This window comes from Dietzia sp. E1 (assembly GCF_014145015.1).
Taxonomy (GTDB): Bacteria; Actinomycetota; Actinomycetes; order Mycobacteriales; family Mycobacteriaceae; genus Dietzia; species Dietzia cinnamea_A.
In genome coordinates this window covers 18,695-44,336 of the sequence record NZ_JAALDU010000031.1, presented here as the reverse complement: position 1 = coordinate 44,336, position 25,642 = coordinate 18,695, and the positions used below count along the sequence as shown (strand labels likewise).

The window sequence follows — 25,642 nt, the reverse complement described above, 5'->3', positions numbered from 1 at the left end:
GCGGGGCGACTGGACGAGGCGGAGGGCCTCATCGGCCCCGCCGAGGCACGTGCCGAGAGGCAGGGCCACCGATCCACCCTCGCCCGCCTCGGCGCCGTGCGCGCCCGCATCGCCGCCGTCCGGGGCGACGTCGACGAGTGCAACCGCATCTTCCGCCGTAGCCTCGATCACCTCGACGGACTGGCGATGCCCTACTACTCGGCGCGCATGCACTTCGGGTACGGGCAGACCCTGCGCAGGGCAGGCCGACGTCGCGAGGCCCACCTGGCGCTGGGCACGGCGCGCGACATCTACGAACAGCTCGGGGCCCGCGCGTACGTCGAGCGGTGCGACCGGGAACGCCGCGCGGGCGGCGTCGACGTCACCCGCACCGGCGGCAACAGCACCCTGACCCCCCAGGAGAGCGCCGTCGCGACCCTCGTCGCCGCCGGCCGCACCAACGCCCAGGCCGCCGAGGAACTGTTCCTGTCCGTCAAGACCGTCCAGTACCACCTGACCCGCATCTACTCGAAGCTCGGGATCAGCGGACGCACCGAACTCGCCGCCTACGTCTCCCGCAACGCCGAACCGTTCCGAACCGACCACGACCTCCCGGGAAAACTGTGACCACCGGACCCCCGACGACCGTCGCCCCGCCCACGGCCACCACCACCCGGCCCTCGCCGCGCCGGGTGCTCTCCGACATCGGCCCCCGCGAATTCGCCAACGCCCTCATCGCGCTGGTCTTCTCCGCGACCGGCCCCGTCGCCGTCATCCTCACCGCCGGCGGCCAGGGGGACCTCTCCCCCGGCCAACTGTCCTCGTGGATCTTCGGCGTCTTCTTCGCCAACGGCCTGCTCACCATCCTCATGAGCTGGATCCACCGCACGCCGCTGGCCTTCTTCTGGACCATCCCCGGCACCGTCATCGTCGGCAACTCGCTCGCCCACCTGCGGTGGTCGGAGGTCCTCGGGGCCTACGTCGTCACCGGGGTGGTGATCCTGCTGGTCGGCCTGTCCGGCCTGGCCCGCCGGCTCATGGACTGGATCCCCATGCCGATCATCATGGCCATGGTCGCCGGGGTCTTCCTCCAGTTCGGGCTCGGCCTGGTGTCCTCCGTCTGGTCCTCAGCCGCGGTGGCCCTCCCGATGGCGCTCGCCTTCGTCGTCGTCGGCTCCGTCCCCCGCGTCGCCCGCGTGGTCCCACCCATCCTCGCCGCCATGGTCGTGGGGATCGTCGCGGTCGTCCTCACCGGCGGCCTGTCACGGGGGATCCTCGACGACGGCCTCATCGCCGCGCCGATGCTGCAGACGCCCGAGTTCACCCTGCGCGCGATGACCGAACTCGTGGTCCCGCTGGCCATCACCGTCCTGGTTGTGCAGAACGGGCAGGGCATCGCCGTACTGCGCGCCAAGGGCCATCACCCGCCCGTCTCCGCGTGCGCGGTCGCGTGCGGCGTCTGGTCCCTACTCGTCTCCGCCATCGGCGCGGTCTCGACCTGCCTCACCGGACCGACCAACGCCCTCATCGTCTCCTCCGGCGACCGCGAGCGCCACTACGCCGCCGCCATCACCAACGGCGCGCTGGCGCTGGTCGTGGGGGTGCTCTCCCCCGCGTTCGTCGGCCTCATCCTGGGCACACCGGCGGCGTTCATCGCCGCGCTCGGCGGGCTCGCGATGCTCGCGCCTCTCCAGTCCGCGTTCGTCACCGCGTTCCGCACCGACCGCGCGCTCGGCCCGCTGGTGTGTCTCCTCGTGACCGTGGCCGAGGTCTCTCTGCTGGGGATCTCGGCGCCGTTCTGGGGCATCGTGGTGGGGATGGCGGTCACCGCGTTGCTCGAGCGCCGGACCCTGTCCTGACGCGCGCGGACACGAGACGGCCCCCGCCAGGTGGCGGGGGCCGTCTCGTCTGACAGGTCGCAGCGTCTCCGGGGTCAGTTCACGCCGAGCGCTCGCGGGGCTCCTCCTCGGAGACCGGGACGATCGTCGGGAGGACGTTGTCGCGCACCGTCTCGCCGGTGACCACCACGCGGGCGACGTCGTCGCGGCCCGGGATGTCGTACATGACCGGCAACAGGACCTCCTCCATGATCGCGCGCAGACCACGGGCGCCGGTACCGCGCAGGATCGCCTGATCAGCCACGGCTTCCAGCGCGTCCTGCGTGAACTCGAGCTCCACACCGTCCATCTCGAACAGGCGGGCGTACTGCTTGACCAGCGCGTTCTTCGGCTCGGCGAGGATGTTCACCAGGGCCTCGCGGTCGAGGCTCGTCACGGTCGCCACCACGGGCAGGCGCCCGATGAACTCCGGGATCAGACCGAACTTGACCAGGTCCTCGGGCATGACCTCCGAGAAATTGTCCGTGGTGTCCAGCTCGTTCTTACTGGCCACCTCCGCGCCGAACCCCAGGCCCTTGCGGCCCACGCGGTCGCCGACGATCTTCTCCAGGCCCTGGAACGCGCCGGCCACGATGAACAGCACGTTGGACGTGTCGATCTGGATGAACTCCTGGTGCGGGTGCTTGCGCCCGCCCTGCGGGGGCACCGACGCCTGGGTCCCCTCGAGGATCTTGAGCAGCGCCTGCTGGACGCCCTCGCCGGACACGTCCCGCGTGATCGACGGGTTCTCCGCCTTGCGCGCGATCTTGTCGACCTCGTCGATGTAGATGATGCCCATCTCGGCGCGCTTGGTGTCGAAGTCAGCGGCCTGGATGAGCTTGAGGAGGATGTTCTCCACGTCCTCGCCCACGTACCCGGCCTCGGTCAGCGCTGTGGCGTCCGCGATCGCGAACGGCACGTTGAGCATCTTGGCGAGGGTCTGGGCGAGGTAGGTCTTGCCGCAGCCGGTCGGGCCCAGCATGAGGATGTTGGACTTGGCCAGCTCGACGCCGTCACCGCGCCCGAGGGCCGCGCCGACGCGGATGCGCTTGTAATGGTTGTAGACGGCCACCGCGAGATTGCGCTTGGCCGCGTCCTGCCCCACCACGTACTCGTCGAGGAACGCGTGGATCTCGGCCGGCTTGGGCAGCGCGTCGAGACCCGCCTCCTGCGACTCGTCGACCTCCGACTCGATGATCTCGTTGCACAGCTCGATGCACTCGTCGCAGATGTAGACCCCGGGACCGGCGATCAGCTTCTTGACCTGCTTCTGGCTCTTCCCACAGAAGGAACACTTCAACAGGTCGCCGCTCTCACCCACACGCGCCATGAGTTCTACGTCCTCGCATTCCGGGGGCGTCGATGTCACGCCCCGTAGTCGACGGTACGCGGGAGCGGCCACAAAAGCCGCCCCGCGCGATCAGTTCATTGCACCCGACGGCGCACCGCTCCCCTGAGCGGCGCGCCCCCGCCGCGTCAGTTGCCCGCCGACAGCTTGCGGTAGTCGAACACGGTGTCGATGATGCCGTAGTCCTTGGCCTCCTCGGCCGTGAGGATCTTGTCGCGGTCCGTGTCCTTGCGGATCTGGTCGGCGTCACGACCGGTGTGACGGGCGAGGGTGGTCTCCATGAGTCGACGCATCCGCTCGATCTCCGCGGCCTGGATCTCCAGGTCCGAGACCTGACCCTGGATGCCGCCGGTGGCGGGCTGGTGGATGAGGATGCGGGCGTTGGGAAGCGCGGCACGCTTGCCCTTCGTGCCGGCCGCCAGGAGGACGGCCGCGGCCGACGCGGCCTGCCCGAGGCACACCGTCACGACGTCCGGGCGCACGTACTGCATCGTGTCGTAGATCGCCATGAGCGACGTGAACGAGCCGCCCGGCGAGTTGATGTACATGGTGATGTCGCGGTCCGGATCCTGGCCCTCCAGGACCAGGAGCTGGGCCATGATGTCGTTCGCCGAGGCGTCGTCGACCTGGGTGCCCAGGAAGATGATGCGCTCCTCGAAGAGCTTGTTGTACGGGTTGGACTCCTTGACGCCGTAGCTGGAGTGCTCGACGAAGGACGGGAGAATGTAGCGCGAGGACGGCAGTGAGGTCATCGGGGACTCCGTGGTCGTGTGCGGGGCTGGACGGTCGGCGGGAGCGCTCCCGCCGGGGAAGGACTCGATCACGACGGCGAGGACCCGCCGGACTGGGACGCACGCGAGATCACGTGGTCGACGAAGCCGTACTCCTTGGCCTGCTCGGCCGTGAACCAACGGTCACGGTCGGAGTCCTCGGTGACCTGCTCGAACGACTGACCGGTGTGGAAGGCGATGAGCTCGGCCATCTCACGCTTGGTCGCCGCGAACTGCTCGGCCTGGATGGCGATGTCCGCGGCGGAGCCACCGACGCCGGCCGACGGCTGGTGCATCATGATCTTGGCGTGCGGGAGGGCGTAGCGCTTGCCCTTCGTCCCGGCCGCCAGCAGGAACTGGCCCATCGAGGCGGCCAGCCCCATGCCGTAGGTGGCCACGTCGCACTCGACGAACTGCATGGTGTCGTAGATGGCCATGCCGGCCGTCACCGAGCCGCCGGGCGAGTTGATGTACATCGCGATGTCGCGGGAGGGGTCCTCCGCGGCGAGCAGGAGCATCTGCGCGCAGAGGCGGTTGGCGATGTCGTCGTCGACCTGGGAGCCCAGGAAGATGATCCGCTCCTGCAGGAGACGTTCGTACACCGAGTCGCCGAGAGTGAGTCCGTGGGACCCCGGCGAGTTGAGGGCGGGCTGTGTCGAACCGGGCTGAGCCGCTGAACCGTTCTGGGCCACGGGGAACCTACCTTCGCTCATCGTCTTCACCGCTCGCGCGGCGCCCGGCCGACCGGTGGCCGGGGAACCGTTACGTCAAACACTAACCAACGCCGGGGACGGAACCGTCCCGCCGGGGCGGGTGTTCGCTCTCAGCGTCGGCCGACCCCGCTCTCCGCCGGGGCAGCCCCTGACGAGGAGAGGGCCGGGGACCACGCGTGGTGGTCCCCGGCCCCCGGATGCGACTGGGCGTACCGATCAGGCGTCGGTGCCCTCGCGCGACTCGTCGGCGGAGTCGGTCGCCTCATCGGCGGCGTCCTCGTCCGAGGCGTCCTCACGGGTGCCGAAGAACTCGGAGGTGTCCACGACGTTGCCCTCGGCGTCCTTGACGGTGACCTGCTGGATCACGTCGGCCAGGGCCTTGGAGCGGCGGACGTCGGAGAACAGCGAGCCGAGCTGGCCGGTCTGCTGGATCTGCTGCACGAACTGGTTGGGGTCCATGCCGTAGCGCTGGGCCTGGAACAGGATGTGCTGCGTGAGCTCCTCCTGCGAGACGTCGGTGGAGGCCTCCTCGGCGACCGCGTCCAGCAGGAGCTGGCTACGGATGGCACGGGCGGTGGCCTCGAGCGTCTCCGCATCGAAGGTCTCGCGGTCGGTGCCCTCCGCGGCGAGCATGGAGTTGATCATGTCGTCGTCGTGCGCGGCATCGCCGAAGATCGAGTGCAGCTGCTGATGCGCCTCTGCCTCGACGAGGGCGTCGGGGGTCGGGACGTCGGTGGCCTCGAGGAGAGCGTCGAGCACCTTGTCGCGGATCTCCCCGGCGAGGCCGGCCTTGGCCTGCTGGGCGACCTTCTCGGTGAGATCGGCGCGCAGCTCCTCGAGCGTGTCGAACTCGCTGGCCATCTGGGCGAACTCGTCGTCGGCCTCGGGGAGCTCGCGCTCCTTGACCGACTGGACGGTCACCGTGATGACGGCCTCCTTGCCGGCGTGCTCACCGGCGACGAGCGAGGAGGTGAACTCCTTGGACTCGCCGGCCTTGAGGCCCTCGGCGGCCTCGTCGAGCCCCTCGATGAGCGTGCCCGAACCGAGCTCGTAGGACAGGCCCTCGGTGGAGGCGTCCTCGACCGGCTCGCCGTCGACGGTGGCGGCCAGGTCCACGGACAGGAAGTCGCCCTTGGTGGCGCCACGCTCGACGCCCTTGAGGGTGCCGAAGCGGGCGCGGAGGTTGTCGAGCTCGGCGTCGACGGCGGCGTCGTCGGTCTCGGGCGCCTCGACGGTGACCTCGAGGTCCTCGAACTTCGGCAGGGTGATCTCCGGGCGGACGTCGACCTCGGCCGTGAACTCCACGACGTCGTTGTCCTCGAGCTTGGTGACCTCGATCTCCGGCTGGGCCAGGACCACGAGCTCGTGCTCGTCGACGGCCTGGCTGTAGCGCGCGGGGATCATGTCGTTGATGACCTGCTCGAGGACGGCCGGGCGACCGATCCGCGACTCGAGGAGCTTGGCCGGGGCCTTACCGGGACGGAAGCCCGGGATGTTGACCTGGCCGGCGAGCGATTTGTAGGCCTTGGCGAAGTCCGGCTCGAGCTCCGCGAACGGCACCTCCACGGTGATCTTGACCCGGGTCGGGTTGAGCTGCTCGACAGTGCTCTTCACGGTGATGTTCTCCTAGGAAGTCTTCTGGGGGTTCGTGTCTTTCGGCTCCGCTGGTCGGGATGACAGGATTCGAACCTGCGACCCTCCGCTCCCAAAGCGGATGCGCTACCAAGCTGCGCCACATCCCGGTGGGTCGCGCGGCCGACCACCCCGCTGTCACGCACGGGAAATCCGCCGGGCCGCCAAACCAACTCGCCCAGTGTACGACAGGCCGACCCCGGCACCGATTCCGACTTATCGGCCCGGAAGTTGGGAGCGCCGCGCGGCGTCCGGTAGTGTTGTCACAGCGTGAGCGGGACCCGGGGGAAAACCCCAGGTCAGGACACCGACGCGGGTGTAGCTTAATGGTAAAGCCCCTGCCTTCCAAGCAGGATACGCGGGTTCGATTCCCGTCACCCGCTCCACAGAGAGCCCCGCCCGTCCCCACCGACGGCTCGGGGCTCTTCTCGTCAGCACGCCCCCGTCGATGCGCAGTCGCTCCCGCGGATGGCGTCTCGCGCGCCCGCCCGACCGGCCCGCCCACAGCCGCCCCTCGCCATGGCGTCTCGCCCCGACTCCTGTGCGCGCCAGACGCCATGGTCGCGCGCGGCTGCACCCCCCCACCCGAAGCCGCCCGGTCAGCGGCCGGGCCGCCCCGGCTGGCAGGTGGGACACCAGTACAGGGTCCGCGCCTCCATCGCCTGCTGACGCACCTGGTCCCCGCAGACCCGGCACTCCCAGCCGTCGCGTTGGTAAACGTAGTTGCGCGGCCGGTCGGCGCCACGCCTCGGCACGTCGCCGTGATCGTGTTCGGGACGGATGGTGTGGATGGCCCCGGTCCGTACCCCGATCTCCATCAGCGCGACGAGGTCGTCCCACACGGCGTCGAACTGCGCGCGATCGAGGTCCTTGCCCGGACGGAACGGGTCGATCCCGTGCCGGAAGAGCACCTCGGCGCGGTAGACGTTGCCGACGCCGGCCAGGACCTTCTGGTCCATGAGCAGGGCACCGATGGGCCGGGCGCTGCGCGCGATCCGGGCCCAGGCCCGCTCCGGCTCGGCGTCCGGGTCGAGGGGGTCGGGGCCCAGTCGGTCGCGCACGGCGCCGACCTCCGCCTCGGCGATCACCTCGCACCGGGTCGGTCCACGCAGGTCGACCCAGTGTGCGGGCGCCCCGTCGGCGATCGCGCCCACCCGCATGCGGACCTGCCCGACCGGAGCCGGCGGGTCCTGCCCCTCGGGAACCAGGTGGGTGTCGAAGAAGCCGTACAGGCCCAGGTGGACGTGGACGGCGAGGCCGCCCTCGTAGTGGTGGAAGAGGTGCTTGCCGACCGCCGTGGCGCGGTCGAAGTGCCGTCCGTCGACGACGACATGGTCCGCGAATCGACCCTGGGGGCTGGACACACGGACGGGCCCGCCTGCGAAGTACTCGGTGTGCAGGCGGGCCAGCCGGTGGAGGGTGTGCCCCTCAGGCACGGTGACGCTCGGACACGGTGGGGACCGGGCCGGTCAGGGAATCAGGCGCCGGGGACCGCGGGGGCCTCGCCGGTGCGCTCGTACTCGGCGAGGATGTCGATGCGCCGCTGGTGCCGCTCGGCACCCGACCACTCCTGGTCGAGGAACGCGTCGACGATCGCCAGCGCCTCCTCCTGCGAGTGCATACGCCCGCCGATGCCGATCAGCTGCGCGTTGTTGTGCTCCCGCGCGAGCCGGGCGGTCTCTACGCTCCACGCCAGGGCACAGCGGGCACCGGGCACCTTGTTCGCGGCGATCTGCTCGCCGTTGCCGGAGCCGCCCAGGACGATCCCGAGGCTGCCCGGGTCGGCGACGACCTTGCGGGCGGCGTCGATGCAGAAGGCGGGGTAGTCGTCCTCGGCGTCGTAGGTGTGGGCGCCGCAGTCGACGACCTCGTGGCCGGAGGCCTTCAGGTGCTCGGCGATGACGTTCTTGGTCTCGAAGCCGGCGTGGTCCGCTCCCAGGTAGATGCGCATGGCGGCGATTCTGCCACGCCCCGGGTGCGCCCATCCCGGGGGCACCGGGGCCGACATCGCGGCTCAGTCGAACCGCGGATCCTCCGTGCGGCTGCGCTTGAGCTCGAAGAAGTACGGGAACCCGGCGAGCAGCGCGGCGCCGTCGAACACCTTGCCGGCCTCCTCGCCGCGCGGGATGCGCGTCAGGACGGGCCCGAAGAAGGCCACCCCGTCGACGTGGACGACCGGGGTCCCGACCTCGTCGCCCACCGGGTCCATGCCCCGGTGATGGGAGGCGCGGAGCTCGTCGTCGTACTCATCGGTCCCCGCTGCCGCGGCGAGATCGGCGTCCAGGCCGGCCGCCTGGAGCGCCTCGGTGATGACGGTCGGGTCCTCGACGCCACGACCCTGGTCGTGGATGCGGGTGCCCATCTCGGTATACAGCGGCCCGAGGACCTCCTGGCCGTGGCGCTTGGCGGCGGCGATCGCCACCCGCACGGGGCCCCACGCGAGCTTCATCTTCTCCATGTAGTCCTCGGGCAGGTCGCGGCCGTCGTTGAGCACGGCCAGGCTCATGACGTTCCACGTCAGGGAGATGTCACGGACCTTCTCGACCTCGAGGATCCAGCGGCTGGTGACCCACGCGAAGGGGCACAGCGGATCGAACCAGAAGTCGACGGAACAGGTGGTGGACTGCGTACTGGAGGTCATGTCCCCATCCTCCCCGTCCGGCGCGCGTGCCGCCACTGCCGCTTACGTGTCGGGTCCGGGTGGTAGGACTGGTGCGGTAGACGAACCCCCACCGAACCGAGGTCCCACTGATGCGCTCGCTCAACCTCACCCGCGCCGACGCCACCGCGCGGTCGGACCTGCTCAGCGTCGAGTCGTACGACGTGGAGATCGACCTCACCGACGGCAGTGGCGGGCCCGGGTCCGGCACGTTCCGCTCGCGCACCGTGGTGCGGTTCTCCTGCGCGCGCCCGGGCGCGGAGACGTTCATCGACCTGCGGTCCGCCGTGATCAGGTCGGCGGTCCTCAACGGCCGGGAGCTGTTCCCGGCCGGGGAGGAGAACCGGTACGACGACGAGGAGGGCCTCACCCTTCCGGATCTGCAGGAGTCCAACGAGCTCGTGGTGGACGCCGATCTGGCGTACACCACGACCGGTGAGGGTCTGCACCGGATGGTCGATCCGGCGGACGGGGAGGTCTATCTCTACTCCCAGTTCGAGACGGCGGACGCGAAGCGTGTCTTCGCCTGCTTCGACCAGCCGGATCTCAAGGCGAGGTACACGCTCACGGTGACGGCACCCGAGAAGTGGGTCGTGGTGGCCAACACGCTGGCCGAGGAGTCACCGGCGGAGGGCGGCGGCGTGATCCACCGCTTCGCGCCGACCGAGATCATGTCCACGTACCTGGTCGCGCTCATCGCGGGCCCGTATTACGTGGTGGAGGACGCCTACACCGACGAGCACGGCACCATCCCGCTACGACTGCTGTGCCGCGCCTCGCTCGCCGAGCACCTCGACGCCGACCGCCTCTTCGCGGAGACCAAGGAGGGGTTCGGCTTCTACCACCGCGAGTTCGGGCTGCCGTACGCGTTCGGCAAGTACGACCAGATCTTCGTCCCCGAGTTCAACGCGGGAGCCATGGAGAACGCCGGCGCGGTGACGTTCCTCGAGGACTACGTCTTCCGCTCCCGGGTGACCGGCTACCGCTACGAGCGGCGCAACGAGACGATCCTCCACGAGATGGCCCACATGTGGTTCGGGGACCTCGTGACCATGCGGTGGTGGGATGACCTGTGGCTCAACGAGTCGTTCGCCACCTTCGCCTCCGTGCTCGCCCAGGTCGATGCGACGCAGTACACCGAGGCGTGGACGACGTTCGCCAACGTGGAGAAGTCGTGGGCGTACCGCCAGGACCAGCTGCCGTCGACGCACCCCGTGGCGGCGGACATGACCGATCTGGAGACGGTCGAGGCCAACTTCGACGGCATCACCTACGCCAAGGGCGCCTCGGTGCTCAAGCAGCTCGTCGCCTACGTCGGTCGCGAGCCGTTCCTCGCGGGGCTGCGCGCGTACTTCGCCGAGCACGCGTTCGGTAACGCCGAGTTCGACGATCTGCTGTCGGCGCTGGAGAAGTCCTCCGGCCGGGACCTGTCCGGCTGGGCCGACCAGTGGCTGCGGACCACCGGCATCAACCCGATCTCCGTCGACGTGGCCGTCGCCGGCAGCGGAGAGGGTGCCCGCATCTCCGAGCTGACGGTGGTCCAGGGGCCCGCCGCGCCGGGGGCCGGGGAGCTGCGCACCCACCGCCTGGGGGTGGGCCTGTACAACCGCGACGACTCCGGCGCACTCGTACGGACCGCCCGCGCCGAACTCGACATCACCGGCGAGCGGACCGTCGTCGCCGACCTGGCCGGACAGCCGGTGCCCGACCTCGTCCTGCCCAACGACGAGGACCTGACCTACTGCTCGGTCCGTCTGGACGAGGGGTCGCTGGCCACCGTCCTGGACTCCCTCGAGAACATCGTGGACCCGCTCGCGCGGACGCTGTGCTGGTCGGCGCTGTGGGAGATGACGCGGGAGGCGCGGCTCCCGGCCCGCCGCTTCGTCGAGGTGGTCTCGCGTGCCGTCCCGCGCGAGTCCCAGATCGGCGTCGTCCAGCGTGTGCTCACGCAGGCGCAGACCGCGTTGGCACGCTACGCCGACCCGGACTGGGCGGCCGCGACCGGGTGGGCGACGTTCTCCGGGGCCATGCTCGCCGCGGCCCGCGACGCCGAACCGGGTTCGGATCATCAGCTCGCGTTCCTCACCGCGCTGTGTGCGTGCCCGATCGGGATCGATCAGCAGCGTGTGCTCGGGACGCTCCTCGACGCGGGTGCCGAGGACGCGGGCCTGCCCGGCCTCGTCGTCGACACCGATCTCCGCTGGACCGTGCTCACGTCACTCGTCGCCGCGGGCGTCGAGGGCGTCGACCGCATCGATGCCGAACTCGCCGCCGACGACACGGCCGGCGGGGCGCGCCGGGCCGCCACCGCCCGGGCGGCTCGCCCCTCCGTCGCCGCGAAGGAGGAGGCGGAGGAGTTGCTCCTGACAACGGGCGCCGACGCCCCGACCAACGCGATCGTGCGTGCCACGCTCCTCGGGCTGGATCTGCCCGGCCACGAGCACCTGCTCACTGGGCTCTGCGAGCGCTATCTCGACGACGTCACCGCGTTGTGGAAGGCCCGCCCCGGCGACCTCGCGCAGACCGTCGCCGAGGGGATTTTCCCCTCCTGGGCGGTCGACAGCGAGACCGTGGAGCGGTTCGAGCAGGTGATCGCCGACGAGTCGCGGCCGTCGTCGCTGCGTCGGATCATCGCCGAGCAGACCGCGGACATGACCCGCGCGTTGGCGGCCCGGGCCGTCGACGCCGCCGAGGCCGACTGACAGGTCCATCGCCGGGCAGGCGGCCGCGGCACCTCGGCCGCCGGAGTTCGCAGGATCAGGCGGCGTCGAGGTAGAGGTAGTCCTCCCAGTACGGGCCGATCTCCCGCAACTGCGAGACGAGCCTCCACGTCCGGCCACGCGGGGCGACGAGCGGCACCTTGAGTTCCCAACCCAGCTCGGAGAGGAGCTTGTCCGCCTTGCGGTGGTTGCACGGTGCGCACGAGGCGACGCAGTTCTCCCAGTTGTGCGCTCCCCCACGGCTGCGTGGGACGACGTGGTCGACGGTCGTGGCCTTGGCGTTGCAGTAGCCGCAGCGGTGCCCGTCCCGGTGCATGAGCGCGGCGCGGGTCATCGGCACCTGCGAGCGGTACGGGATCCGGACGTACTCACGGAGCCGGATGACGGAGGGCACGCGCACCGAGGTGTCCACCGACCGCACCACGACCTCCACCGGATGCTCGTGCACCACGTCGGCCTTCCCGCCCAGCAGCATCACCACGGCTCGCCGGGCCGGCAACGCGGTGAGTGCCTCGTAGCTGGCGTTGAGCAGCAGCACGCGCGGCGCCGACGCGAGCGGGACCGGCCGGTCCGGGACCGGCTCCAGTCGCTTCGGGGCTCGAGCCCCCCGTTGTCGGTACTCCGAGTTCTCGCGCACTGCTGTGCCCATGGTCGGTCTCCGCTCGTCTGCTCCGAGCCCAGTGCACCATTCCCGACCGGGCCCGCAGTGAACCTTGCCTGCAACGATGATGCACCTTCGGTGAACTCTTCGCGCGGTTTACAGGCGAGCGGGCTCGCCGGGCCGCCCTGCCGGGACCAGTCGCGGCGGGGGCGGGGCCCAGCGTGTCGAGGCGCAGCCCAGCGGGGCGAAATTTGGACGTAATCATGTCGCTCCGGAGCCCGGATCACCAGCCTGGTTACGTCCAAAACCGCCATGCGTACGTCCATATCGCCGCAAGCGTCGCGGCGGGCGGGGCGGGCGCGGGTTCGGCGCGGCGCCACCACCTGCGCGGGGGCCCGCGGGTGTCCGCCCCGGCGGCCCGAAGGTGACCATGCAGGCATCATGGAAGGCATGAGCAGCAGCACGTTCTATGACGAGGTCGGTGGGGCGGAGACGTTCCGGAAGATCGTCCACGAGTTCTACCGCCGCGTGGCGAACGACCCCGTGCTGCGCCCGATGTACCCCGAGGAGGACCTGGGCCCCGCCGAGGACCGCCTGCGGATGTTCCTCGAGCAGTACTGGGGAGGCCCCACCACCTACTCCGAGCAACGCGGGCACCCGCGACTGCGTATGCGGCACAATCCGTACGTCGTCGACCGCGCCGCCCACGACGCGTGGCTCACCCACATGCTCGCGGCGGTCGAGACGATCGACCGCGACACCCTGGGCGACGAGCACCGCGCCGCGCTGGTGGACTACCTCACCCGCGCCGCCGCCATGATGGTCAACACCGCCGACGTGCCGTGACCCCCTCCCCCGCGCACGCCCGGCGAGCATGGGACGACATGGTCCTCTACCAGATCTACCCACGCTCGTTCGCCGACTCCGACGGTGACGGGACGGGGGATCTGCAGGGCGTCCTCGACCGCGTGGGACACCTCGAGTCGCTCGGAGTGGACGGGATCTGGCTCTCGCCGATCATGCGTTCGCCGGGCGTCGACCACGGATACGACGTCTCGGACCCACGAGACGTGGACCCGCTGTTCGGGGACGTCGCCACCCTCGAGCGGCTGCTGGAGCGACTGCACGCCGCGGGCATGGTTCTCATCATGGACCTCGTGCCCAACCACACCAGCGCGGAGCACCCCTGGTTCGCCGACGCGGTCGCCGCCGGGCCGGGCAGCCCCGAGCGGGCGCGCTACTTCTTCCGCGACGGGCGGGGCGAGGACGGATCCGAGCCGCCCAACAACTGGCCGTCCGTGTTCGGCGGCCCCGCCTGGACCCGCGTCACCGAGCCCGACGGCACGCCCGGGCAGTGGTACCTCCACCTCTTCGCCCCCGAACAGCCCGACCTCGACTGGTCGCACCCGGACGTCGCCGACGATCTCGAGCACACCCTGCGGTTCTGGCTCGACTTGGGAGTGGACGGGTTCCGGATCGACGTCGCGCACGGACTCGCGAAACCCGCCGACCTCGCGGACCTGCCCGACGACGTGGAGATCGCGCAGCTCGTCGTCGACACCCGTGACACACGGTGGGATCAGCCCGGCGTCCACGATGTCCACCGACGGATCCGGCGCGTCCTCGACGACCACCCCGGCACCGCCGCCTTCGGCGAGGTCTGGGTGGGCTCGGTCGAGCGGTTCGCGCGCTATCTCCGGCCCGACGAGCTGCACTTCGCGTTCCACTTCGCCCTCACCGGCGCCCCGTTCGAGGCGGCGGCGATCCGCGAGGCGATCGACTCCACCCTCGAGGCCGCCCGCGTCTCCGGCGCCGCCCCCACATGGGCGCTGTCGAACCACGACGTCGTGCGCGAGGTGACCCGCTACGGCAACGGCGCCATCGGCACCGCGCGCGCCCGCGCGATGGCCCTCGTCGCGCTCGCCCTGCCGGGCATCACGTTCGTCTACAATGGCGCCGAACTCGGCCTGCCCAGCGACTACTCCATCCCCCACGATCGGCTCACCGATCCGACCTGGGAGCGCACCGGCCACGCCGAGACCGGGCGCGACCACTGTCGTGTCCCGATCCCGTGGGACGGCGACCGGCCGCCGTACGGGTTCTCGGACTCGCCGCGGACCTGGCTGCCGATGCCCGACGGATGGGCGCCGCTGACGGTGGCAGCGCAGGAGGCCGACCCCCATTCCACGCTGGCGCTGTACCGGCGAGCGATCGAGATCCGGCGGTCGTGGCATGCCGCGGGTTCCTCCGCGATCGGGTGGGACGATGAACTTGACGGGTGTCTACTGTTTTGGCGCGAGGACGGCCCGGTCCTGTGCATGATCAATACGACGCGTCACCCGGTGCAGCTGCCCGACGGTGACGTGGTGCTCGCGTCGGGCCCCCTCGACGGGAGGAGACTGCCACCGGACACCGCCGTGTGGCTCCAGCGCTGACCATCGAAGGGTTCGGGATATGCGACTTTCCGGTAAGACAGCCATCGTGACCGGAGGGGCCGACGGCATCGGCCGCGGCATCACGCGCGCGTTCGTCGCCGAGGGCGCGCGCGTCCTGGTTGTGGACATCAACGACGAGGCCGGGGAGGCGCTCGCCGCCGAACTCCCGGACGCGGTGCGGTACCTGAACTCCGACATCTCGGTGGAGGCCAACGCGGAGAAGATCGTCGCCGCCGCTGTCGACGCCTTCGGCCACCTCGACGTGCTGGTCAACAACGCGCACGCCTCCCGTCAGGCCCCGCTGTTGCAGACCACCGGCGACATGATGGACCTGTCGTTCAACACCGGCTTCTACCCCACGTTCTGGCTCATGAAGGCCGCGCACCCTCACCTGGCGGAGCGGGACGGCTCGGTGATCAACTTCGCCTCCGGCGCCGGGATCGACGGCAGCCCCACCCAGGCGTCCTACGCCGCCGCCAAGGAAGCGATCCGCGCGATCAGCCGGGTGGCCGCCAACGAGTGGGCTCGCGACGGGATCAACGTCAACGTCATCTCCCCGCTCGCACTCACCGAGGGCGTCGAGGCGTACATCGAGGCGAACCCGGGGATCGAGAAGAAGCTGCTCGCGGGCACCCCCATGCGGCGGTTCGGCGATCCGCAGGCCGACATCGGCCGGGTCGCCGTGTTCCTGGCCAGCGACGACGCGTCCTACATGACCGGGCAGACGATGATGGTCGACGGCGGCAGCCTCATGCTCCGCTAGTCACCGGCCCGCAGCCTCGGCACCAGGACGTCGCGGACGGTGTCGGGGTTGCGTTCGACCACCACCCACCGTCGACCCAGTGCGCGGGCGGCCACCGCCGTCGTCCCCGAGCCGGCGAACAGATCCACGACCAGCTCGCCGGGTTCGGTGGCCAGTTCGACGATCCGCCGCATCAGCGCCTCCGGCTTGGGCGTGCGGAACCCGTCGACCCCGGCCGCCCGCAGCTCGGCGCGGGCGGTATCGGTGGAGCCGACCTCCTGGGCCAGCCAGATCGTCTTGAGCTTCTTGATGCGGCCCAGCTCGAACCTGTCGCGCTGGTAGACATCGACCCGGGGACCGCTGCGCCCCCGGACGGTACGGCACACCAGGTCCCCGACGCGCTCGCGGGCCCGGTCGCGCGACCACCGCCACACCGCCGGCGTGAGGTCGCCGAACACCGGGAGGATCTCGACCAGCCCCGGGCCGGGATCCACGGAGACGGCGCCGGTCACGGGGTCCCCGTAGAGCGGGTAGGTCATGGTGGGCGTGGTGCGCGGGTTGAAGCGCTTGTTGGTGTTGCGCAGCGGCAGGAGCCTGAAGCTGACGCCGTCGCCGTCCGTGAGCGGGAAGTCGGCGGGGTCGACCGCTGAGGCGACGCCGCCGGCGAGCCGCACGAGCTCGGGGTCGCGGGCGTACACCATGAGGCGGTCGTGGGACCCGGCGAAGAACCGGTCCAACTGGCGGCCCTTGGGGTTGCTCTCCACCGTGAGGTCGGCGATGAAGGCGTCGACGCCGAAGATGTCGTCGAGCAGGCAGCGGACGCGGTGGGCCTCGGCGTCGTCGAGATGGACCCACACGGTCCCGGTGTCGGCGAGCAGGTCGCGGGCCACGACGAGGCGGCTCTCGATGTAGTCGAGCCACTCCAGACGCGGCATGTTGTCGTGGTACGAGTCGAACCGTCCGCCGCGGTTGTACGGCGGGTCGAGGTAGACGAGCTGCGCGGCGCCCGCGGGCGCGAGGCCGTACCCGGCCAGGGCGTCCGCGGCCTCCGCGATCCGCGCCCCGTCGCCGACGAGGACGGCGCCGGCGTGCTCGCCGGGGAAGACCGCATCGATCCGCGGAGGTGGCCCCTGCTCAACGGGGGCCGGGACGCGTCCGCGCCCCGGCCATGAAACCGAGAAGCCCGGGGAGGTCACCGCAGCGGTTCGAGGGTGAGGGCGTCCGTGCGGCGGAACGCCGTGCCGTAGCGGGCGTCCAGACGCAGCCAGGCGCCCCGTTCGCTCACCCGGACAGGCTCGCCCTCGGGGGCGCGGCCCGCCTTCTCCGGCACGAACCCGCACATCACCATCGAGAACACCGTGCGCATGTCCACGCCGACGGGGTGGGCGGTGTCCGCGCGGACGGTCAGCGCCTCCTGGTCGAGCAGTGAGGGCGGGAGTCCGGCCGGACCGGCGTTCTCGCGCGCGGCCTCCCTCCCCGATTCGGTGAGATCGAGCAGGACCTGCGCGGGCACGTCCTCGACGCGCGTGAACCCGTCCGTGGGCGGCAGCAGCCCCTGCCAGGCGGAGACCAGCGGCATGCCGGGGTCGATGCGCCCCTCGAGGTCGCCGCGCGGCAGGACGTCGAGCTCGGTGAGCAGGTGGTCGGCGCCGCAGACGACGTCGCCACCGGGGCACGAACCGCCGAGGACACGGACGACGAGCGCGCCGAACGGGGTGCGGCCCCACACCCGCATCCGGTCCTCGCTCGAGGTGAGCCGGACGACGGCCGCCTCGTCGAGCCGCAGGAGCCGACGCAGGAGGGTCCGCAGGTCGTCGCGGTCGGCGGGATCCGGGATGCGGACCACGCTCTCCTCCGGCGTCTGGAACGGCCCCGGTGCCGTCACGCCGGGTCCTCGTGCCGGAACTCCAGCAGATAGCCGCGCTCGTCGCGCGTGAACCGCCGGGGGCGCTGGGTGGCGAGGTCGAAGGCGGCGATGGTGGCCGTGCAGTCCACCTCGGGTGGCGCCGAGTCCGGAGTGGTGCGGGCGCGGACCTCGTGGCGCGCGACGAACATCGCTCCGCCGACCTTCTCGCACCACATCCGGACGCGGATCGGCCCGTCGGCGTGGCGGATCTGGCCGCGGTACTTCACCGACAGGTCGGTCATCACGGCACCCGCGGTGAGCGTGGCGGTCGGCAGACCCTCGGAGAAGAGCCACGGGATCCGCGCCTCCTCGATGAGGGTGATCATCCGCGCGTGGTTCACGTGGTGGTAGAGGTCCTGGTCCGACCAGCGGACGGGCATCGCCGAGGTATACACCCGACGTCCCGGCTCCCCCGACCCGCCCAGCGGGCCGCCGGCCTCGTAGACGAGCTGGTCGGTCACCCGGCCGTCCCCTGGTCCGTGATCGCGGCCGGCTGCCGGGCGGCCTCCAGCACGTTGCGGACCCCGGACGGGATCTCCACCGCCGACGAGGTGGACGTGTCGTAGGCGACCATGACGACCCGCAGCGTGCAGCAGATCTCGCCCGCGGCGTCGTAGATCGTCTGTCGGATCTGGTACGAGGTGGTGCCGACGTGCTCGACCTCGATCGCCACGTCCACGGACGTGGAGTCCCGCAGGACGGGCCGCAGGTGGTCGATCTCGGTCCGGCGGACGACCTGTGGGAGGTTCCCGAGGCCGAACGGCCCGAAGCGGCTGCGGATGAACAGGATCCGCGCCTCCTGGGCGTACTCGATGTACTTGATGTTGTTCACATGCCCGTACTGGTCGAAGTCCGCCCACCGCACCTGCAGGGTGCAGCGGAACGTCCCGGCGTCCGTCGCGTCGCGTGATGTCATCCCGCCTCCTCCCGGTGGCCGAGCAGCGCGGCGCGCTCCTCGGGGGTGATCTCCAACGTGGTGGTCTCGTCCGCCGCCGTCACCACCATGACGGTGTCGACGACCGCGCACGGCTCGGGGCCCGTGGACTCAGAGCCGATCGAGGTCCGCATCGTGTACGAGGTGCGGCCGACGCGCAGCGTCTGCACGTCGACCCACACCTCGGGCACGCCCATGGCGATGGTGCGACGGAAATCGATCTCCATCCACCGCGCCAGGGCGATCGGCACCCGCGATCCCGCGACGTCGAACTTCTCGCGGAAGAACATCATCCGGGCGTCCTGGGAGAACTCCTGGAACCGCACGTTGTTGACGTGCGAGCCCACGAAGTCGGAGATCCGCAATGGGATGCGGACCCGGTGCACGGCGCCCGGCGCACCGCTCTCGGCCGGAGCCGGAGCGGTGCCCGTGTCGTGGGTGGTCGGGGTCGCCATCCGTGTCAGCCCCGGGTGAGCTTGCGGTGGGTGACCCGGCTGGGGCGGGCCGCCTCGGGGCCGAGACGCTCGATCTTGTTCTTCTCGTAGCCCTCGAAGTTGCCCTCGTACCAGTACCACTGGCCCTCGGCGACGTTGCCCTCCCAGGCGAGGATGTGGGTACAGGTGCGGTCGAGGAACCAGCGGTCGTGCGAGATGACCACGGCGCAACCGGGGAACTCCTCGAGGGCGTTCTCGAGGCTGCCGAGGGTCTCGGTGTCCAGGTCGTTGGTGGGCTCGTCCAGCAGGATCAGGTTGCCGCCGACCTTGAGGGTCAACGCCAGGTTGAGGCGGTTGCGCTCACCACCGGACAGGACGCCGGCCTTCTTCTGCTGGTCCGGACCCTTGAAGCCGAACGCGCTGAGGTAGGCGCGCGAGGGCATCTCGTTCTGGCCGACCTCGATGAAGTCCAGGCCGTCGGAGACCACTTCCCACACCGACTTCTCGGGGTCGATGTTGGCGCGGTTCTGGTCCACGTAGCTGAGCTTGACGGTGTCGCCGATCCGGACGGTGCCGGCGTCCGGCTCCTCCAGTCCGACGATGGTCTTGAACAGCGTCGTCTTACCGACACCGTTGGGGCCGATCACGCCGACGATGCCGTTGCGGGGCAGCGTGAAGGTGAGGTCCTTGATGAGGATCCGGTCGTCGAAGCCCTTCTGGAGGTCGTTGACCTCGACCACCACGTTGCCGAGGCGCGGCGGGGTCGGGATCTGGATCTCCTCGAAGTCCAGCTTCCTGTGCTTCTCGGCCTCGGCCGCCATCTCCTCGTACTTGGCCAGTCGGGCCTTGGACTTGGACTGGCGGGCCTTCGCGCCGGAGCGCACCCACTCGAGCTCGGCCTTGAGGCGCTTCTGCAGCTTCTGGTCCTTCTTGCCCTGGACCTCGAGCCGCTCGGCCTTCTTCTCCAGGTAGGTGGAGTAGTTGCCCTCGTAGGGGTGCAGCTTGCCGCGGTCGACCTCACAGATCCACTGGGCGACGTGGTCGAGGAAGTACCGGTCGTGCGTGACGGCCATGACGGCGCCGGGGTAGCTGGCGAGGTGCTGCTCGAGCCACAGCACGCTCTCGGCGTCGAGGTGGTTGGTGGGCTCGTCGAGCAGCAGCAGGTCGGGCTTGCTCAGCAGCAGCTTGCACAGCGCGACGCGGCGGATCTCGCCACCGGACAGGTTGGTGACCGGCGCGTCACCCGGCGGGCAGCGGAGCGCGTCCATGGCCTGCTCGATCTGCGAGTCGACCTCCCAGGCGTCGACCGCGTCCAGGTACTCCTGGAGGACGCCCATCTCCTCCATGAGCTCATCGGTGTAGTTGGTCGCCATCTCCTCGGCGACCTCGTTGTACCGCCGCAGCTTGACCATGGTCTCGCCGAGGCCGTCCTCGACGTTCTCCTTGACCGTCTTGTCCGGGTCGAGCTCGGGCTCCTGCAGGAGGATCCCGACCGTGGCCTCGGGGTCGAGGAATGCCTCGCCGTTGGAGGGCTGGTCGAGCCCGGCCATGATCTTGAGGATCGACGACTTACCGGCGCCGTTGGGGCCGACCACGCCGATCTTCGCACCGGGGTAGAAGGCCATCGTGACGTCGTCGAGGATCACCTTGTCCCCGTGCGCCTTACGAACCTTCTTCATCGTGTAAATGAACTCGGCCATTCTACCCTCTCACCTGCACAAATAGGTCACATCACCGCGGGCGGGCCGCGGGCACGACCCCCATGTTACGTGTCCGCCCGCGGCCCCGGCGTCCTCGGCGGACGCCGCCCCCGCGCCGCGCCGACCCTACAGGCCGGACGCCCCCACGAACTCGCCGTCCTCGGCCGGATCCGTGTCCGACTCGTCGAGGTCCTGCGACCCGATCTCCATGGCGTCCTCGTCCGGCTTGGCGCGGCGCACCGTGACGTCCATCCGCGACAGGTCCGGACCCAGCGCGCTGACGCGCATCTCCAGGTCGCGCATGAGATGGCCCTCGCGCTCGTACTCGTTGGTGAGCAACCGGCCGTGGACGATCACGCCGTCGCCCTTGCAGATCGACCCGGACGCCCGCTGCGCGAGCCGGCCCCAGCAGTTGGCCGAGAAGTACAGCGTGCCGCCGGTCTTCCACTCCCCCGACGTCCGGTCCTGGTAGCGGGTGTTGCTGGCCACCCGGAAGGAGAACACCTGGTCGTCGCCGACGCGCCGGGTGGTGGGGTTGGTGATCACGGTTCCGCGGACTGTGGTCTGGACTTCGTTCATGGGCTCACTCCTGTCACGCTCGGCCGACCGTGCGTCGGCCTCGTGCTCTGCAGAGTGCCCCACCTCGTCGTCGTCACCCCTCGTTCCCACCGCGCGCGGTGGTCACCCTGTGGAGAGGGGGCGGGGTGTGGAGAGAAGAGGGTCGACGACGACGAGGTGCGCGACCTCAGCGCCGGCGGTCCGCGCGGGACATCTCCGCGAGCATCTCGTTATAGGCCCTGAGCTCGGCGTCGTCGTCCCGGTCGGCCTGCCGCTCCCCGCGCCGCGCCTCGCGCATGTCGCTCTGGTACCACTGCCAGGCCAGGGCCAGCATGACGATCACCAGCGGGATCTCCCCCATCGCCCAGGCGACGCCGCCGCCGACCCGCTGACTCTGCAGCAGGTCCGGGATCCACGGAAGTCCGATGCCCGAGTACCAGCCCTCCGCCAGCACCGTGGGGTAGTTCATGAGCAGGATGCCGAAAAACGCGTGGAACGGCAGCGAGCTGAGCAGCACCATGAGCTTGTACATCGGCGAGAAGTGCCGCGGCGCCGCGTCCACGCCGATGATCACCCAGTAGAACAGGTAGCCGCTGATGAGGAAGTGCACGTTCATGAACATGTGGCCCAGGTGCTCGGAGGCCAGCGTCTCGTAGAACCCGCCGAAGTAGATGATGTAGAAGCCGGCCACGAACTGCACCGACGCGACGATGGGGTGGGTGAGGAATCGCGAGATCGGGCTGTTGATGAACTCGACCAGCCACTCGCGCGGCCCCGGCGGGTTGCCCCGACCGGCCGCCGGCAGCGCCCGTAGCGCGAGCGTGAGCGGGCCGCCCAGCGCGAGCAGGACCGGCACGAGCATCGAGATGATCATGTGGCCCACCATGTGGCTGGCGAAGTCGGCCATCATGAACATCCCCATGCCCGAACTGGTCGTGAGGAAGAGGATCACGCAGCCGGACACCCAGAAGGCGGTGCGGCCGGCCGGCCACGAGTCACCGCGCCGGCGCAGGCTGAACAGCCCCCACAGGTACAGGCCCAGCAGGATTACCGCGGCCAGGCCCAACACCAGGTCGAAGCGCCACGTGCCGAACACGGTGCCGAATCCAAATGGGCCGGGCAGCTCGAAGCCGAGCAGCGCCTCCTGGCGGGTGGGCACGTACAGCGGCGCCGGCGGCGGGGTGCGGCCCAGTGACACGGACAGTCCGATGGTGCCCGCCATGATGACGGACTCGGTGAGGATGATCCGCAGCATCGTCGCGCGGTCCACCGGGGCGTTGGCGCCCTTGGACTCGATCCGGTTGATGACCCGGCGGCGCACCGCCAGGCCGAACAGGGCGAGCAGACACAGCACGAGCGCCTTGCACACCACGAGCAGCCCGTAGGTGGAGGTGAACAGGTCGGCGGGGTGCAGGCGCACGATCGCGTTGATGACACCCGACAAGCCGAGCGCGATGATCGCCACCGTCGCCACCGCCGAGTAGCGCCGCAGGGCCAGGGCCACCCGCGTGCCGCCGACCCACGTGTGGGCGATCACCGCGACGAGCCCGCCGATGTAGAAGGCGGCACCGAACAGGTGGATGATCAGCGAGTTGGTGGCGATGTCGTGCGCGGTGCTACCCGAGGCGTGGCCCGTGGCCGCCACCGGCAGCAGCGAGAGCGCGGTGACGGCGAGCCAGATGACCGACCAGCGCCAGCTCAGCGTGAGTCGCTGCCCGATCCCGGCGACGAGCGCGATGATCGCGGCCCACCGCCACGAGGACGCCACGTCGATCTGGTTGATCGCCACCAGCCACTGGTCCGGCGGCAGCGACTGGAAGAACGTGCGCCCGGAGACGTCGGAGAGGGTCAGCGGGATGAGCAGCGCCGCCGCGACCGCCCAGGCGATGTTGGCCCAGGACGAGATCTGCTGCATGCGGTAGCCGTCCACATCGAGCGTCTTGTCCTTCTGCGGCGGAGTGAAGAACGCCGCGAACAGGGCGGCACCCACCGCCACCGACGCGAGCAGTTCGCCGATGGACCGCAGCGCCGGCAGCCCGGCCGTGGTGAGAACGCCCGGGTCGGGCACGCCCACCAGCTCCAGCGCGACGTCCCGCGACAGCGCGGAGAGCGGGATGACCACCGCGGCCGCCACCGCCGCGAGGAGCAGGACGAGCAGGACGATACTGCGGGTTCCGAGCCGCCCGGTGGTGGCTGGGGCGGTCTTCGACGACGTCATGACCACCATCGTAAGAACCCGGGCGCCCCCGGGCCGATTCGCCGGTGCCGGGACCACCCCCCGGATCGGCTACCATTCACCCGGCGACGCCCTCGCGGTGTGTCGCAGGCCTCCGTAGCTCAGTGGATAGAGCATCCGGTTTCTACCCGGCTGGTCAGGGGTTCGAATCCTCTCGGGGGCGCTTGGTTTTGCGCTGGTGAGCGCACGTTTCTGGAGAGTCGGACATAGTCCGTGCCAGGGACGTGCCAGTCGTACGTGTCCCCGTTGTCGGTGATTCCTCTTATGATCCGGCCATGGACTCCCAGACCGTCGATACGGTGACCGCGATCTTTGCCTTGCTCGCTTTCGTAGTTTCACTGTTCGCGCTCTACTTCGCTCGACGCTCGGCAATCGCTTCTGAAGCCTCCGCTGGGGCCGCCCGCGACTCGGCGAAGCACGCGGGCACCTCGGCGCGAGCGGCAAAGTCGTCTGCGGAGTCTGCCAAGCGGTCGGCCGACGCTGCGGAGACTCAGACGGCCATCAGTCAGACCGACTTCGATTCCAGAGAGCCAACGATCATGGCGCGCTGGGATGGCCACTGGGTGGTGACCAACACCGGCGGGGGTCCGGCATACAACGTGGAAGTCGAATGCGATCCGCCTGGGCACCGGTTTGCATCAGACCCGGGACCAACTGTCGATAAGGGCGGCGAGTTTTATGTACTGCCGACCGGTGGTTCACTCAAACCAAGAAGCATCTCCATCTCCTACAACCGAACGCCCGCTGGCACCGACCAACGGCTGGTCTCCGTTTTTGGAGTTCCGCGATCTGTCTAGCCCGCCTCCCCACCGCGCTCCCTTCCCCCTGTCCGACCAGAGGCGCATACTCACCCCATGTCCCCACTCACGTACTCCTTCACCGGCCGCGACGGCCAGACCGTCGCGGCCGTCGATGGCGTGGTGACGGTGAGAGTCTGGGACGTCGCCGTCCTCGTCGCCCTCCAGGACGCGGCCCTGGACCCGGTCCGCGTGACGGCCACGGGACCGTTCACCGGTGGCCAGGGCCTGGAGGATCCGACCTCCGCCTACTACGCGGCCCGCGCGGTGGTCCCAATGTGGACGTTCTCCGGGGACACCCCGGAGGTCCCGGAGATCCCGCCGTGGGACCCCGGGGTGGTCTACTCCCCCTCCCGGTGACCTGACTTCCTTCTCCGCCAGGGAAGGCGTGGCCGACGGTCGGGGCCTCCGGGCTTCAGGTTGCGAACCCCCACGTTCAGAAGTCGCTTCCCGTGGTCGTACAGCATCGTCTCCATCTGGTGCATCCAGTCGGTGTAAGGCTTCATCGTGACCCCGTCGATGGGTGCGTCCGCGTACATGGCCCTGAACGTCTGGTGGAGGTCACTGACGACCTTTCGGGCTTCAGGCTCCACCACGGCCATCCGGGCGCGGTTGAGTTCCACCTGGAACCGGCGGTGGGTCTCCTCGAACCTCTCCCTGCCCTCCGCCTCCATATCCCAGTCCGGCGGCTGGTCTTCCAGGTCTTCCAAGTTCGTCCGGAAGATGAGGAGGCCCCAGGCGAAGTCCTGTGCGGCAGCGACTAGAGCGCCTGCGGCATCACGCTGAACGGTCCGGGCCATCTCCTCCCAGTCCGCCTTAGCGCGGTAGTGGGTGACAGCGGCACCGATGAGGGCACCGACGACGGCGGCCAGGATGGTTGCGACGACGGTGGCGGTAGTGGGGTCCATTGGTGAAGCGTAGCGAGCACTTCCGACACCCAGGACGACCACGAGAAACGCCCGCACGACTCCCTGGCGTCCATCCTCCCGGCCTCTCCGCCTCCCCGGGCCTGTCAGTCCAGGGAGGCGGAGTTCTTAACCCAGGGTGAAGGGGTGCGGGGGCCGGAGAGCGGCGGCCTCCGTGGCCAAGGTCCGGAGGTCGTCGTCGGTGACCTCCACGGTGCCGCTGGCCAGGGCGCGCTCACCGATCCGGCCGACCGCCCGGGCCACGGCCATGTCCGGGTACTGGCTACGCGGGACGGGGCCGATCTTCTCCGCCAGCGCCTGGGCCGCCTGACCGTAGGGCCACCCCAGCGGCGCGGTCACGGGGTCACCTCCAGGGGCACGGTGTCCACGGTCGGCTCCTCCGGCTCCTCCACGACGTCCGGCCGTCGGTCGTCCACGACCTCCGGGGCATGGCCACGCTGTAGGCGGAGACGGACAGAGGTCAGCCGGTCGTGGTCGTGGAACTCCCCGGAGATCTCCGAAGGTAGGAGGGCGGAGTCCACGACGACCGGGCGGCCCTGGCGGAGGTCGTGACAGGCCAGGGACACCGCGTTGGGTCCGGCCATCTCCGCGTAGCCCAGCATCCGGGCCACCGCCTGGGACCCCAGGAAGTCGTCCACCAGGTCCACGGCGGTGGCCCTGGAGGTGGTGTTCATC

At 70.1% G+C, this 25,642-nt stretch carries 27 protein-coding genes and 3 tRNA genes; 10 read left to right on the top strand and 20 right to left on the bottom strand.

Features of this window, described 5'->3' with window-relative positions; genetic code table 11:
- Both G6030_RS01805 and G6030_RS01800 read left to right on the top strand, forming a co-directional pair.
- Positions 1-606: helix-turn-helix transcriptional regulator (locus G6030_RS01805; protein ID WP_241724086.1), on the top strand; the 606-nt coding region annotated here is incomplete at its 5' end.
- Positions 603-1,838, top strand: coding sequence for a benzoate/H(+) symporter BenE family transporter (locus G6030_RS01800; protein WP_007626665.1), 1,236 nt, complete (start codon positions 603-605; stop codon positions 1,836-1,838). The genes G6030_RS01805 and G6030_RS01800, both read left to right, overlap by 4 nt.
- Before the next feature lie 79 nt (positions 1,839-1,917).
- On the opposite strand, the gene clpX is transcribed toward G6030_RS01800, so the two are convergent.
- The 5 genes from clpX to G6030_RS01775 form a co-directional block, all read right to left on the bottom strand.
- The gene (clpX, locus tag G6030_RS01795) at positions 1,918-3,186 is read right to left on the bottom strand and encodes an ATP-dependent Clp protease ATP-binding subunit ClpX (RefSeq protein WP_007626667.1); all 1,269 of its coding nucleotides are present in this window, start codon (positions 3,184-3,186) and stop codon (positions 1,918-1,920) included.
- Positions 3,187-3,332: 146 nt separating this feature from the next.
- Positions 3,333-3,956: an ATP-dependent Clp protease proteolytic subunit gene (locus G6030_RS01790; RefSeq protein WP_007626669.1), complete on the bottom strand. Its 624-nt coding sequence runs from the start codon at positions 3,954-3,956 to the stop codon at positions 3,333-3,335.
- A 68-nt stretch (positions 3,957-4,024) separates the two neighbouring features.
- Positions 4,025-4,666, bottom strand: coding sequence for an ATP-dependent Clp protease proteolytic subunit (locus G6030_RS01785; RefSeq protein ID WP_007626671.1), 642 nt, complete (start codon positions 4,664-4,666; stop codon positions 4,025-4,027).
- Positions 4,667-4,903: 237 nt separating this feature from the next.
- Entirely contained in the window at positions 4,904-6,301 is a 1,398-nt protein-coding gene (tig, locus tag G6030_RS01780; RefSeq protein WP_007626672.1) for a trigger factor, read from the bottom strand.
- 51 nt (positions 6,302-6,352) lie between these two features.
- Positions 6,353-6,429, bottom strand: a tRNA-Pro gene (locus G6030_RS01775).
- A 202-nt stretch (positions 6,430-6,631) separates the two neighbouring features.
- Between G6030_RS01775 and G6030_RS01770 the strand changes: the two genes are divergently transcribed.
- Positions 6,632-6,705, top strand: a tRNA-Gly gene (locus G6030_RS01770).
- Between the two features lie 213 nt (positions 6,706-6,918).
- On the opposite strand, the gene G6030_RS01765 is transcribed toward G6030_RS01770, so the two are convergent.
- The 3 genes from G6030_RS01765 to G6030_RS01755 form a co-directional block, all read right to left on the bottom strand.
- Positions 6,919-7,755, bottom strand: coding sequence for a DNA-formamidopyrimidine glycosylase family protein (locus G6030_RS01765; RefSeq protein WP_007626674.1), 837 nt, complete (start codon positions 7,753-7,755; stop codon positions 6,919-6,921).
- A gap of 41 nt (positions 7,756-7,796) precedes the next feature.
- Complete coding sequence (locus G6030_RS01760; RefSeq protein WP_182642004.1) at positions 7,797-8,270, bottom strand: ribose-5-phosphate isomerase; 474 nt, start codon at positions 8,268-8,270, stop codon at positions 7,797-7,799.
- A gap of 63 nt (positions 8,271-8,333) precedes the next feature.
- Positions 8,334-8,960 carry a DsbA family protein gene (locus G6030_RS01755; RefSeq protein WP_182642003.1) on the bottom strand — a complete coding sequence of 209 codons (627 nt, stop codon included), beginning with the start codon at positions 8,958-8,960 and terminating at the stop codon, positions 8,334-8,336.
- 110 nt (positions 8,961-9,070) lie between these two features.
- Here G6030_RS01755 and pepN point away from each other — a divergent pair, with 110 nt between their 5' ends.
- A complete protein-coding gene (gene pepN / locus G6030_RS01750) occupies positions 9,071-11,680 on the top strand; it encodes an aminopeptidase N (RefSeq protein WP_182642002.1) in 2,610 nt (869 codons plus the stop codon).
- 55 nt (positions 11,681-11,735) lie between these two features.
- On the opposite strand, the gene G6030_RS01745 is transcribed toward pepN, so the two are convergent.
- A complete protein-coding gene (locus G6030_RS01745; protein ID WP_131884916.1) occupies positions 11,736-12,347 on the bottom strand; it encodes an HNH endonuclease in 612 nt (203 codons plus the stop codon).
- A 402-nt stretch (positions 12,348-12,749) separates the two neighbouring features.
- Here G6030_RS01745 and G6030_RS01740 point away from each other — a divergent pair, with 402 nt between their 5' ends.
- The 3 genes from G6030_RS01740 to G6030_RS01730 are packed head-to-tail and all read left to right on the top strand — an operon-like array spanning position 12,750 to position 15,497.
- On the top strand, positions 12,750-13,145 hold the full coding sequence (locus G6030_RS01740; RefSeq protein WP_082904694.1) for a globin: 396 nt from the start codon (positions 12,750-12,752) through the stop codon (positions 13,143-13,145).
- A gap of 38 nt (positions 13,146-13,183) precedes the next feature.
- Positions 13,184-14,734 carry a glycoside hydrolase family 13 protein gene (locus G6030_RS01735; protein WP_182642007.1) on the top strand — a complete coding sequence of 517 codons (1,551 nt, stop codon included), beginning with the start codon at positions 13,184-13,186 and terminating at the stop codon, positions 14,732-14,734.
- A 19-nt stretch (positions 14,735-14,753) separates the two neighbouring features.
- Positions 14,754-15,497: an SDR family oxidoreductase gene (locus G6030_RS01730; RefSeq protein ID WP_182642001.1), complete on the top strand. Its 744-nt coding sequence runs from the start codon at positions 14,754-14,756 to the stop codon at positions 15,495-15,497.
- Here G6030_RS01730 and G6030_RS01725 read toward each other — a convergent pair.
- The 8 genes from G6030_RS01725 to G6030_RS01690 form a co-directional block, all read right to left on the bottom strand.
- Positions 15,494-16,672: a DNA methyltransferase gene (locus G6030_RS01725; protein WP_182642000.1), complete on the bottom strand. Its 1,179-nt coding sequence runs from the start codon at positions 16,670-16,672 to the stop codon at positions 15,494-15,496. The genes G6030_RS01730 and G6030_RS01725 overlap by 4 nt on opposite strands.
- Complete coding sequence (locus G6030_RS01720; protein ID WP_182641999.1) at positions 16,669-17,361, bottom strand: hypothetical protein; 693 nt, start codon at positions 17,359-17,361, stop codon at positions 16,669-16,671. The genes G6030_RS01725 and G6030_RS01720 overlap by 4 nt, the downstream gene beginning before the upstream one ends.
- Positions 17,358-17,843 carry a thioesterase family protein gene (locus tag G6030_RS01715; RefSeq protein WP_182641998.1) on the bottom strand — a complete coding sequence of 162 codons (486 nt, stop codon included), beginning with the start codon at positions 17,841-17,843 and terminating at the stop codon, positions 17,358-17,360. Before G6030_RS01715 ends, G6030_RS01720 begins: the two co-directional genes overlap by 4 nt.
- Positions 17,840-18,298 carry a thioesterase family protein gene (locus tag G6030_RS01710; protein ID WP_182641997.1) on the bottom strand — a complete coding sequence of 153 codons (459 nt, stop codon included), beginning with the start codon at positions 18,296-18,298 and terminating at the stop codon, positions 17,840-17,842. Before G6030_RS01710 ends, G6030_RS01715 begins: the two co-directional genes overlap by 4 nt.
- Positions 18,295-18,771 carry a thioesterase family protein gene (locus tag G6030_RS01705; protein WP_182641996.1) on the bottom strand — a complete coding sequence of 159 codons (477 nt, stop codon included), beginning with the start codon at positions 18,769-18,771 and terminating at the stop codon, positions 18,295-18,297. Before G6030_RS01705 ends, G6030_RS01710 begins: the two co-directional genes overlap by 4 nt.
- Positions 18,772-18,776: 5 nt before the next feature.
- Positions 18,777-20,450: an energy-dependent translational throttle protein EttA gene (gene ettA, locus G6030_RS01700; RefSeq protein WP_182641995.1), complete on the bottom strand. Its 1,674-nt coding sequence runs from the start codon at positions 20,448-20,450 to the stop codon at positions 18,777-18,779.
- 126 nt (positions 20,451-20,576) lie between these two features.
- Positions 20,577-21,029: a single-stranded DNA-binding protein gene (locus G6030_RS01695; protein ID WP_182641994.1), complete on the bottom strand. Its 453-nt coding sequence runs from the start codon at positions 21,027-21,029 to the stop codon at positions 20,577-20,579.
- A 166-nt stretch (positions 21,030-21,195) separates the two neighbouring features.
- Positions 21,196-23,226 carry a cytochrome c oxidase assembly protein gene (locus G6030_RS01690; RefSeq protein ID WP_182641993.1) on the bottom strand — a complete coding sequence of 677 codons (2,031 nt, stop codon included), beginning with the start codon at positions 23,224-23,226 and terminating at the stop codon, positions 21,196-21,198.
- Positions 23,227-23,334: 108 nt separating this feature from the next.
- Here G6030_RS01690 and G6030_RS01685 point away from each other — a divergent pair.
- The 3 genes from G6030_RS01685 to G6030_RS01675 all read left to right on the top strand — a co-directional run bounded on the left by G6030_RS01685 (position 23,335) and on the right by G6030_RS01675 (position 24,401).
- Positions 23,335-23,407: transfer RNA gene (locus G6030_RS01685), tRNA-Arg, on the top strand.
- Between the two features lie 112 nt (positions 23,408-23,519).
- Entirely contained in the window at positions 23,520-24,041 is a 522-nt protein-coding gene (locus G6030_RS01680; protein WP_182641992.1) for a hypothetical protein, read from the top strand.
- A 57-nt stretch (positions 24,042-24,098) separates the two neighbouring features.
- Entirely contained in the window at positions 24,099-24,401 is a 303-nt protein-coding gene (locus G6030_RS01675) for a hypothetical protein (RefSeq protein ID WP_182641991.1), read from the top strand.
- Here the strand turns inward: G6030_RS01675 and G6030_RS01670 are convergent.
- From G6030_RS01670 to G6030_RS01660, 3 genes are all read right to left on the bottom strand, one after another.
- Positions 24,383-24,949, bottom strand: coding sequence for a hypothetical protein (locus G6030_RS01670; protein ID WP_182641990.1), 567 nt, complete (start codon positions 24,947-24,949; stop codon positions 24,383-24,385). The two genes, G6030_RS01675 and G6030_RS01670, sit on opposite strands and share 19 nt — an antisense overlap.
- 126 nt (positions 24,950-25,075) lie before the next feature.
- A complete protein-coding gene (locus tag G6030_RS01665) occupies positions 25,076-25,306 on the bottom strand; it encodes a hypothetical protein (RefSeq protein WP_182641989.1) in 231 nt (76 codons plus the stop codon).
- Positions 25,303-25,641, bottom strand: a complete 339-nt coding sequence (locus tag G6030_RS01660; RefSeq protein WP_182641988.1) for a hypothetical protein — start codon at positions 25,639-25,641, stop codon at positions 25,303-25,305. The genes G6030_RS01665 and G6030_RS01660 overlap by 4 nt, the downstream gene beginning before the upstream one ends.
- Between the last annotated feature and the right edge of the window lies 1 nt (position 25,642).